The sequence below is a fragment of the Rubritalea sp. genome (assembly GCF_039830215.1).
Lineage (GTDB): Bacteria > Verrucomicrobiota > Verrucomicrobiia > Verrucomicrobiales > Akkermansiaceae > Rubritalea.
Window position 1 is genome coordinate 1 of the sequence record NZ_JBDOPO010000050.1, and the last position, 8,650, is coordinate 8,650.

At 46.6% G+C, this 8,650-nt stretch carries 9 protein-coding genes; 1 reads left to right on the forward strand and 8 read right to left on the reverse strand.

Annotation, left to right across the window (positions count from 1 at the left end; genetic code table 11):
- Positions 1-221 precede the first annotated feature (221 nt).
- Complete coding sequence (locus ABGY95_RS01340) at positions 222-992, reverse strand: FAD:protein FMN transferase (protein ID WP_347439877.1); 771 nt, start codon at positions 990-992, stop codon at positions 222-224.
- Between the two features lie 99 nt (positions 993-1,091).
- On the reverse strand, positions 1,092-1,868 hold the full coding sequence (locus ABGY95_RS01345) for a GDSL-type esterase/lipase family protein (RefSeq protein ID WP_347439878.1): 777 nt from the start codon (positions 1,866-1,868) through the stop codon (positions 1,092-1,094).
- 20 nt (positions 1,869-1,888) lie between these two features.
- Between ABGY95_RS01345 and ABGY95_RS01350 the strand changes: the two genes are divergently transcribed.
- Entirely contained in the window at positions 1,889-2,056 is a 168-nt protein-coding gene (locus ABGY95_RS01350) for a hypothetical protein (protein ID WP_347439879.1), read from the forward strand.
- Positions 2,057-2,185: 129 nt separating this feature from the next.
- Here the strand turns inward: ABGY95_RS01350 and ABGY95_RS01355 are convergent, their stop codons facing one another.
- From ABGY95_RS01355 to ABGY95_RS01380, 6 genes are all read right to left on the reverse strand, one after another.
- Complete coding sequence (locus tag ABGY95_RS01355; RefSeq protein WP_347439880.1) at positions 2,186-3,211, reverse strand: histone deacetylase; 1,026 nt, start codon at positions 3,209-3,211, stop codon at positions 2,186-2,188.
- A 298-nt stretch (positions 3,212-3,509) separates the two neighbouring features.
- Positions 3,510-4,922 carry a sulfatase-like hydrolase/transferase gene (locus tag ABGY95_RS01360; RefSeq protein ID WP_347439881.1) on the reverse strand — a complete coding sequence of 471 codons (1,413 nt, stop codon included), beginning with the start codon at positions 4,920-4,922 and terminating at the stop codon, positions 3,510-3,512.
- Between the two features lie 104 nt (positions 4,923-5,026).
- Positions 5,027-5,284 (reverse strand): hypothetical protein, encoded by a 258-nt coding sequence (locus ABGY95_RS01365; protein ID WP_347439882.1) that lies wholly within the window; start codon positions 5,282-5,284, stop codon positions 5,027-5,029.
- A 76-nt stretch (positions 5,285-5,360) separates the two neighbouring features.
- Positions 5,361-6,683: a sulfatase-like hydrolase/transferase gene (locus tag ABGY95_RS01370; protein ID WP_347439883.1), complete on the reverse strand. Its 1,323-nt coding sequence runs from the start codon at positions 6,681-6,683 to the stop codon at positions 5,361-5,363.
- 79 nt (positions 6,684-6,762) lie between these two features.
- Positions 6,763-8,262, reverse strand: coding sequence for a sulfatase (locus tag ABGY95_RS01375; RefSeq protein ID WP_347439884.1), 1,500 nt, complete (start codon positions 8,260-8,262; stop codon positions 6,763-6,765).
- 68 nt (positions 8,263-8,330) lie between these two features.
- On the reverse strand, positions 8,331-8,650 hold a 320-nt coding region (locus ABGY95_RS01380; protein ID WP_347439885.1), incomplete at its 5' end, for a hypothetical protein.

The window sequence follows — 8,650 nt, forward strand, 5'->3', positions numbered from 1 at the left end:
CTCCAGCCCCTCCACTACAGCTCTCCAACTACGGAGTAAACCAACAAACAACCCTCCCTCGTAGGCCAGCTAGCAGATCATCAACAAAACTAAGAATTTACTCGCAACGCAACCGAGACCACTTCAGTCTTTGATATTACAGACACAGTTCTATGTGTGTTCACAGGTCGACCTGATTGCATGTCAATCAGATGAGAATACTTTTTACCTGCTATGGTGTACTAGCGGTATTTACCACCGCTAGTAGCGATCGCTCTGTTTTTTAATGTCAATTTGCTAACCTCATTTCCCTCGGTGTCCTTCACAGACACCATGGTGCCATTCTGATCGTCACCCACCCTCACATCACCACCGATATTGACGACAGCGCCTTTTACTCCTCTGAACTTTCCCATGCCGGTGATCAGATCATCGATGATGGCTCCCTTCGCTAAAGAATCCAGATCTATGTTTGCGCCTGAGGGCACAGCAACCTTCATGTTTTTTTCATCGATCATCACAGCCTTAGCTATTGACTCTGCGCGTTTAACCACGGCTTTTATCTCTTCGTAAGAGGGAAGATGTTTAGTTGATTCCGCTTTTTTCCAGAGTGATACAACCTGCCCCCCACAATAATTATACCGGCCCTCACTTTTTTTGTAACCGGCTTTACCCAGCTTGAGAACCGATAATAACTCCCGGCTAACAGGAAGGTATTGCCCCCGGCTTTTTTTTACCAAGAGTGAAAGCTCACTGTCCGGAAGACGATAGTCGTATATTTTGCGCAGACGTTCAACTTCCTTTAATACCTTAGCATAAGTGTCTGTTGCCAAAGTATCGGATGAGCATTCAAATTTCACACTCATGCTAGTGCCTATTATTTCTTCATTCTCAAAAGAATGAGATTCACCCCAGACCAATGAAGTTGAAGTGAGGATCACCATACAAACGACTAGCGATTTGCTGAGTCCACCTCTCTTCCAATTATAGACACTTTCAAATAATTTTTTCACTATAGCATATTCTAGTTTAGTGATTAAACCAGAAGCTTGCTACAAGCTCTGGCCTTTTACCAACTCTTACGATTGCGTTAGCGACTTGAATTCGCGAGATTATTTCTTCTTCTTTCGCTTCTTCTTTTTAGGATCAGGCTTTGGTAAAGCCTTCCATTTCTTCTCTACTTCATCCAGTTGTTCATCAGTCAAACCCAAGGTTTTTCCAAGCCCACGCCCCATCATGATATTGCCAAGGGCATTCATATGTACTCCATCGTTAGTGAGTTGTTTGCCCTTTGCTTCTGATTCAGGAAACTTCATAAGAGCTTCCTGCATCTCTTTATTTAGATCCGCCAAAAGACATTTCTTTTCTTTAGCCAAGCTTCTTAAAAATTCGTTGTAAGGTTTGAGCTTTTGATTGAGGTCATTGCTTTGATCTTCTTTAATCATAGTGGCGGTCAAAAGAACGACGCTGGCCCCTGCCTTTTCGGCCTTTTCGACAATAGAAGTGATGTTCTTTTTGTAATCTTCCAAACTGACACCACGCCCCCTTTCACCATGCCACACATCATTAACCCCACAACTCAAGGTCATGACATTTGGCTTATGAATCAACACATCTTTATCTAGCCTGGCCAGCATTTGATTAGATTTATGCCCACTAATACCAGCAAATACTGGCTCCACCTCTATACCCTGTTGCTTCAAAGCAAACAAAACAAATTGGCAATAGCCGCCACTTCTAGCACCCGCCATTGTGATTGAATCACCCAAAAACGCTATTTTTTGACCTGATTTGATAGCAATCTCTGCTTTACCCGCCATCAAAGGCAGTGTTGCGATAAGTAAGGTGCAGACAAATATTATGGGTTTGATAAAACGAATTTGATTCACAGTTAGGCTCCTTTATAAGTTTGAAACTGATAGGGATCTTGATTCCTAACAGGGCGCAGATTGCTAACATAGCACTGAAAGATGTCAAAGTTTTAGCTCTTCAGCTCCAACTCGGCTGCTGCTACAGAAAGCAAATTGCCTACACCTTCACTCCAAACGCTAAAAAACTATCAGACGCCAAACAATAAACCTGAAACGCATCGTTGCATCATAAAACCCGGCATACCGCTGGCTCTTTGTCTAAAAAATTCAAGACGCACGGAGCCTGTCACACTGTGTGCCGAATCAGAATGGTTTATATCTTTATCTGACGTCCTCTACTTCTTGGTGCGGGTCGTGATTCCTTGCAACGCATTGACGTGGTATTGAACTGATTCCGATAGGGCCTCGGTGTGGTAGCCACCTTCCAGAGCCGAAACAACACGCCCTGCGCAATACTTGTGAGCAATATCAATAAGCAACTGGGTCAACTCGCCGTAATCTTCTGAACGCAATCTAAGACCGCCGAGTAAATCTTTCTCATGAGCATCGAAGCCAGCAGAGATCAAGACAAACTGAGGGCAAAACTTCTCCATGGCCGGGGCAAGCTGTTCATTAAAAGCCTGAACGAAGGCATCGCGTCCGGCACCTTGAGGAACTGGCACATTGATAGTATTACCCTTGGCCTCCCGCTCACCAATCTCAGTCACCATACCCGTGCCGGGATATATACCCTGCTGCTGCAGGTGAAACTGAAAGACCTTAGGATCCTCTTTAAGGATATCATAGGTTCCATTGCCATGATGAACATCCCAGTCAACTACGAGAATGCGCTCTAACCCGTGCTTTTCCTGTAAATACTTTGCAGCGATGGCAACATTGCCAAACACACAAAACCCCATCCCCTCGTCACGGGTGGCGTGGTGACCTGGAGGTCGCACCACACAGAAGGCATTATCAATCTCTTTAGCCATCACCTTATCACAGGCTTCCAAGACTCCTCCGACCGCCAACCGGGCGGTTTCCAAACTCTTTGGAGAAAAAGGTGTATCACCGGTGGGTAGACGATTCATCCCTTTCTCATGGGCACGTTTAACGGTATCTAAGTATTTTGAGGAATGAGCTTTGAGAATCCACCGATCGTCTCCAAGCCGGGGCACAATTGGGACAAGTTCATCATAAGTATCGAGAGCACGCAACCCGGTGGCAATAACGTCTAACCGCTCAGGTCGCTCGGGGTGGTCGGGCCCTGTATCATGATTGCGGTAGCGCTCATCCAACAACAGGCCGGTTCGCCTGTGGGAAGACGTAACCTCATCAGCTAGAACTACCCCATCTACAGCAATACAGATTACACTACACAATGTGATAAACAATGATAATTGTCTGACCATTATCGCTCCTTATATGCTAACCTCTACTATCTCATGGAGTATTGGAGTACGGGAGTTTTGCCCTCCAAGTGTTCACGCGCACTTCGTGTGGAGTAATTGCTTGCTCACGCAAAGACAAGATAGCATGACAAACGGCAATTCTGAAAAGACCCTGTTCAGACATTTTAATACTTTGCAAATGTCTTATAAGACCTTGAGTCCTAAGATAAACAACACTCCTATTCTCCATTTCTCCATCACTCCTATGGGACTACTGTGACTTGGAAACTTATTCCCCTCCCTTGGGCTTTTTCTTGCTTTTTTTGCGTTTCTTCTTGGTCTTGACTTCCGGGAATTCCCAGTAAGGGCCTTCGCTTATGGCGTCGTGATGAAGGGCAACCATGATCTTCCGAAGCTCATCCAATTTTTCGGGATGGGCGGCGGCAATATCCTTCTCCTGTCCGAGATCGTCTTTGATGTTGTAGAGTTCGAAGGAAACCAATTTGGCACTTTTGACCATCGACATGTCTGCCGCACCCATGCTGTGCGATTTCTGGCGATCTTCGTCGTCGGAATGTGCGATGAGCACATAGTCGCCCAGCCTCATTGAGGCAGCAGGGGTGGTTCTATAGAAAAAGGTAAGGATAGGTGCGGTGCGCTTAAAGGGCTTTCCTTCCAGGACTGGACGGATGCTTGCACCATCAATATGCTTCTTTGGCAGTTCCGCTCCGACAATATCGCAGAGTGTTGGCAATAGATCGATGCCGCCCACGGGGTCGTTGTATTCCGAGCCGGGCTTTACGTTCCCAGGCCAGCGAATGATGGCGGGGACGCGGACGCCGCCTTCCCAGGTGTAGCTTTTTTTGCCGCGTAACCCTTCGCAGGATACTTCAGAGGTGGGACCGTTGTCAGAGGCTAAGAAAACGAGCGTGTTGTCGCTCACGCCCATGTCATCCAAGGTTTTCAGGATGCTGCCGACGGCGGCATCGCTGTACTCAGTCATGCCCCGGTAGCTCGCGCGTTTTTTATCCTCTCCCCGCTCAATATATTTTGTTTTCAGCTCTTCGGGGGCGTCGACAGGCGAGTGAGTTTCGCTGAAGGCAATGTAGGCAAAGAAGGGTGCTGTCTGCTTTTTCATCCATTCATTGGCTTCGTCCGCCACCACCTGCGCGGCCCATCCCTCGGTTTTGCCGACGGGCTTGCCGTTGCGGATCAGGCTTTTAGGGTTGTGTTTAATCAGATTGTTGTCACAGGCAAGCCAGTAGTCGAAGCCTTGATCACTGGGCGTTGGATGCGGCTCACCTTCAAGATTGCCCAAATGCCACTTGCCGAACATACCGGTGGCGAAGCCTTTGGTCTTCAAGACCTCCGCAATGGTGGTTTCGGAATCCTGCAGGTGCATCGGTGTATTTTTGTTCCGATAGCTGTACATGCCCACTCTAAAAGGAAATCGGCCGGTCAGCAGACCGGCGCGCGAAGGCGAACAGTTTGGCGCTGGTGCGTAGTATTCCGTAAAGCGCATTCCGTCTTTTGCAAGTTGGTCGATATGCGGTGTGTCAACTGCTCCACCGAAACAGCCAAAATCCTTCCAGCCCGTGTCGTCGAAATAGATGATCACCACATTGGGCGTCGCGGCCCGCACCTGGATGCAAAGCCCTGTTAAAACAATCGTTATCAATAGACTTACTCGCTTTGTTATCATAACCTTTTTCTCCCTTATTCTGGTAGTATTCATTTTCTATTCCATTAAACGGTTGAAGTGAGCGGCGGCGAACAGCCGTCGCGCTCAACTGAATGGTTAGAAGTTTAATTATCTTTAAATTCTTCGTATGAACTAGAAAACGTTTTTAGTAAACTCAAAAATACTATAAATGCCATGCTAAAAATAACCCCAAGTCTATCAGGAGTCATTGCAAAGTCATAAAGTTCTAGCCATAAACCTTTATTAGTTAAATATGCTCCGACGATATAAATTAAAGCAGAACCCACAACACTTAAAAGATACTTGAGAAGACTGTAAAGAACTGTCTTAGTCATAAATACATGTAGTATAAAATCTTTCATATTTTTATTTCTTTGCTTCTAACGGTTCGTATTAGGCGCGCTGTCAAGCGTCGCCTGCATCCGTGTTGTTCGGTATTTATTTCATATTAACGTTGCTTTTAGGCATACTGTCAATGGCAGCTTGGAGTTTCTTTCGGGCCGCCTCAGCTTCCGGGGTACCTTTGCCCGGCAGAATGTCTACCTTTTCGTGCCGATCCTTGACCTCGATAAATTTGCCATGAGAGTAGAGTTTGTAGTGTTGGTCTTGTGCCCACATAATATAGGGCTTGCCCGCTCCGTACTTCTTGGCTGCGGTTTTGAATTTCGGATAGTAGTACTGGAATATCCATTCGCGCGGAGAGCCTTTCTTACCGAGGCATTGAGGCCAGAAAGAGTGCCCGTCCAGGGTTACATCAGGCAGACTGGCACCACTGATATCGGCCAAAGTCGGCAAGAAGTCAGAGAAGTCCACAATATCGTCGGTCACTAAACTTTGAGATACAATACCCGGACAATTCACGATGAGCGGCACATGCGAGCCACCGTCTGTTGGATAAGCTTTTTCCCCGATGCGCTTTTCGCCCATGTAGGGGTATGTGAGGGGTCTGCCGGTTCCGTTGTCCGTCGTGAATAGGACGATGGTATTCTTGCGCAACCCCGTTTCTTCCAGTGTGTCGATTATTCTGCCGACGCACTTATCCATGTAACTTACCATATCGCGATAGTTCTCGGTTTTGTTTGTGCTTTTCTTGTCCTTACTGTCAGGCGTTGGCAGGAAAGGACTGTGAACCAAGAGCATCGGATAGTAGGCGAAGAACGCTTGATTTTTGTTTTTCTTGATAAAGTCAATCAGGAAGTCGGTGCAAATGTCCGGACCGTAGGAGTCGGTGGTGACAGGCACCTCCTGCCCGTCACGAATCAGGCTGGGATTCCAAAAACGGCTTCTTTCTGTTCCAGGATAGCTCCATAGGCAATACGTATCAAAACCACAGTCGGGCGCAAGAGAACCCTTTCGCCCAGCATAAAGCTGCCATTTGCCAGCCACAGCCGTGGCGTAACCGGCCTGTTTCAACATTGTACCGAAAGTTGTTTCCTTCTTGTCGAGGATACCGAAGCCAGCATAATTACGAATGCCATCGCGGCCGGTCATAATTTTAACGCGGCTCGGAGTGCAGACCGGCTCAGAGTAGCAGTGATTGAATTTGACACCGGTCTGCGCCAGTTTGTCCAAGTGCGGAGTCTTGAAATAATCGCTACCATAACAGCCAATATTGTCATAGGCGATGTCGTCGGCCATGATGAGAATAATATTCGGTTTGCTTGCTTGAGCACCCATTGCCGCTGAGCACACTACCAGTGCGGATGTGGCAGCAGCCATTGTTTTGGGAAATACCCTCCTGTCATAAGCCTTGCTATTCATATGTTTCTCCTTTAATCAAATGTGTTCAATCACGGTTGGCGGTAAGCCGTACCGTGAATCATGTTATTTACCTTCACTTCTACTTTTTCTTCTTTCTCTTTTTGTTTACCGTCTGGGGAATATCGACCACTTCATACTCATCACGCAGATCCTGAAGACCTTTCTTCAATTTTTCAATAGTTGAGGCATATTCAGGGTTGCTGTACTCATTGCGCACTTCATTTTTATCGCGTTCCAGGTCATACAGCTCCCATTCTTCCCCTTTGGGCACAGAGCGTCCGTAGAACCGGATCAGTTTATAACGCCCGGTCGTAATTCCTTCATGACGCAGTACACGATGGACTGCAGGGAATTCGTAGTAGTGATAGTAGAGGCTCTTTCGCCAGTCGTCCGGTGTATTGCCCTTCATGATCGGAACCAGACTCTTGCCCTGCATATCCGATGGTATTTCAGTTTGTGCAATATCAAGAAAAGTTTCGGCAAAATCAATATTCTGTACAAGATCCTTATTCACACTGCCTGGTTTAATAACGCCCGGCCATTTCGCCAGCAACGGGGTACGGAAAGATTCCTCATACATAAACCGTTTATCAAACCATCCGTGTTCGCCCAGATAGAAGCCCTGGTCAGCCGAGTACATAACAACGGTGTTTTCTTCCAGGCCATTATCCTTCAGATACTTCAGCAATCGACCGACATTTTCATCCACACCCGCAACACATGCCAGGTAGTCACGCATATACTCCTGATATTTCGCACGAACAAGATCTTTGCCCTCAAGTCCGGATTTATTAAGTAATTTATCCCGAAATTCCCATCGATCCGCCTTGAGATCTTTATCATTACTCATGGTCTTGGCTATCGACAAATCCTGTAGGTGCGCTGCGGTAGCTCGGGTCGAATAATCATCAAAAAGAGTTTCCGGCTCAGGGAACACCGTCTTCTCAAATCGTTTGCGGAACCGTTCCGCAGGGAGCCAGTTGCGATGCGGAGCCTTATAATGAACCATGGCCATGAATGGCTTGGTTTTATCGCGGCTGTTAGATAGCCAGTTCAATGCACGGTCGGTGATGATATCGGTAGAATGCCCCTGATATTTAGCTTTCCCTTTTTCACTGAAAAATTCGGGATTCTCGTATTTCCCCTGCCCCTGAAGTACCTCCCAGTAATCAAATCCCTGCATGGCGCCTCTGAGATGAATCTTCCCGATCATGGCGGTTTGATATCCATTGGCGCGCAGCAACTTCTGAAACTGCATCTGGTCGTGATTAAACTCACCCCGGTTGTCAATTTTTCCGTTTTTATGGCTGTGTTTACCTGTGAGCAGCGTCGCGCGGCTCGGAGCACAGATTGAGTTGCCTACGTAACATTTATCAAAACGCATCCCCTCGGAGGCAATGGAGTCCAGATTCGGCGTCAGGTTCATGTCGGCGAACCGATCCCCATAAGCTCCAATAGCCTGAAAGGCGTGGTCATCGGAAAAAAGCCATAAAATATTAGGGCGGGCATCAGCGAAGGCAGTACTGATACTTCCAGCAGCTATAACTGAAGCTATTGAAACTTTATTTATAAAATTCATACAACGAGTCCTTTCGATTATAATAATTAATTATTTTTATTAAACTTAAATATTCTTTAACTTAGCGTTTATTTGATACCGATGATCTTAGATATCGTCTCAAACGCTGTATTTTTTGCAAGAGAGTCAGATATGAGAATGAATTCCCCATTCGTCTCTGTGTTTAAGACCCGGCAGAAACAGGATAGTTTCTCGCCCTTTTGAGGGTGCATGAAATTGAAATCCGTTTTTGTATCGGCCAGCGAATGAAAATACCATGGGGCCGAAACCGCAAAATCGGTAAAGACCTCTTTTATCGGCATCTTTTCATTATTCAATTCAGCATTGCCGGTAGTGGATTTTACCCCCGTGCCGTTTGCGTTAAAACCAAACATACCCTGGCTGACAT